Raw genomic sequence first — 2,155 nt, forward strand, 5'->3', positions numbered from 1 at the left:
ACATAGCCGTCGATCACGTCATGGCGCATGTCGGTCACGGTCTCGGTGACATTGCCGGCATGCATGAAGTCGCGGCGCTGTTCGAAGATCGCCTTGCGCTGGTCATTGATGACGTCGTCATATTTGAGGACGTTCTTGCGGATCTCGAAATTGCGCTGCTCGATCTTCTTCTGCGAAGTTTCGATCGCCTTGTTCATCCACGGATGGGTGATGCCCTCATCTTCCTTGATGCCGAGGCTTTTCATGATCGAGTTGAGGCGTTCGGCCGCGAAGACGCGCATCAGGTCGTCTTCGACAGAGATGAAGAATTTCGATTTGCCGGGGTCGCCCTGACGGCCGGTCCGGCCGCGCAGCTGGTTGTCGATGCGGCGGCTTTCGTGGCGCTCTGTGCCGAGCACGAACAGGCCGCCTGCAGAGAGCGCCTCTTTCTTGCCGATGGCGATGTCTGACTTGATCTCTTCTTCGAGGGCCTTTTCTTCCTCTTCGGAAGGCTCGCGGCCGTGTTTTTCCTTGAACTCGTCAATCGCCTTCCAGAGGCGCATTTCGAGGTTGCCGCCGAGCTGGATATCGGTGCCGCGGCCGGCCATGTTGGTCGCGACGGTCACAGCGCCTGGAAGGCCGGCATCGGCGATGATCTCGGCTTCCTTCTCGTGGTGGCGCGCGTTCAGCACATTGTGCGGGATCTTCGCCTGGGTCAGCAGCGTGGAGATAATCTCGGATTTCTCGATCGACGCGGTACCGAGCAGGACAGGCTGGCCCTTGGCGCGCGCATCGCGGACCTCCTTGATGATTTCCTGATATTTCGCAGAGGCGATGCGGTAGACGACATCATCGTCATCAATACGCGCAATCGGCTTGTTGGTCGGCAGCTGGAAGACGTCGAGCTTGTAGATGTCGGCAAATTCGGCCGCTTCGGTGATCGCCGTACCGGTCATGCCGGCGAGCTTGTCATAGAGGCGGAAGTAATTCTGGAAGGTGATCGAGGCGAGGGTCTGGTTCTCGGGCTTGATCTCAACGCCTTCCTTGGCCTCGATGGCCTGGTGCAGGCCTTCAGACAGGCGGCGGCCTTCCATCATCCGGCCGGTAAACTCGTCGACCAGCATCACCTGGCCGTCCTTCATCAGATAGTCTTTATCCCGGTGGAAGAGCTTGTGGGCGCGCAGCGCCTGATTGGAGTGGTGGACGATGGAGACGTTCTGCGGATCCCACAGCGAGCCTTCTAGCAGTCCCGCCTCTTCGAGCATCCGCTCCAGCTTCTCCATGCCCTCTTCAGTATAGATGACAGAGCGCTGTTTCTCGTCGAGTTCGATATCGGTCTCGTCGTCGAGCTCGGGGATGAGCTTGTCGATGGTGCGGTAAAGGTCCGAGCGGTCATCGGTCGGGCCGGAAATGATCAGCGGCGTGCGCGCCTCGTCGATCAGGATCGAGTCGACCTCGTCGACGATGGCATAGGCATGGCCGCGCTGCGCCATCTGCTCGAGCGAGTATTTCATATTGTCGCGCAGATAGTCGAAGCCGAACTCATTGTTCGTGCCGTAAGTGATGTCGCAGGTATATGCGGCCTTGCGTTCCTGGTCATTCAGGCCGTGCACGATGGTGCCGGTCGTCATGCCGAGGAAGCCGTAGATCTTGCCCATCCATTCGGCGTCGCGGCTGGCGAGATAGTCGTTGACCGTGATGACGTGGACGCCCTTGCCGGCCAGCGCATTGAGATAGACCGCCAGCGTCGCAACGAGGGTCTTGCCCTCGCCGGTGCGCATTTCTGCGATCGAGCCCTGATGCAGCACCATGCCGCCGATCAGCTGGACGTCAAAATGCCGCATGCCGAGCGCGCGCACAGAGGCCTCGCGAACCACGGCAAAGGCTTCTTCCAGAATGTCATCAAGGCTCGCCCCATCGGCGAGCCATTTGCGAAACTCTTCTGTTTTGGCTGTCAGCTCTTCATCGCTGAGCGCCTGCATGGCCGGCTCCAGCGCGTTGATCTTCTCCGCCCGCTTGCGCATGGGCTTGATACGTCTGTCATTTGAAGAGCCGAAAAACTTGCGGGCAACTGAGAGCATTGATCCTGGTACCAATCTACCTGGTTGACTTGGTTTGGCCGTCCTGCCTTGAACTTCTTTACAGGAGGTGCACACCGATCTGTGTAGCGCTGGGC

General features: G+C 59.2%; 1 protein-coding gene. It reads right to left on the bottom strand.

From position 1 onward, the window contains the following. Positions 1-2,060 (bottom strand): preprotein translocase subunit SecA (secA, locus tag WA989_RS05315; protein ID WP_424339466.1); only part of this gene is annotated, 2,060 nt, incomplete at its 3' end. Positions 2,061-2,155 lie beyond the last annotated feature (95 nt).

Source organism: Henriciella sp., assembly GCF_049649345.1.
Classification (GTDB): Bacteria; Pseudomonadota; Alphaproteobacteria; order Caulobacterales; family Hyphomonadaceae; genus Henriciella.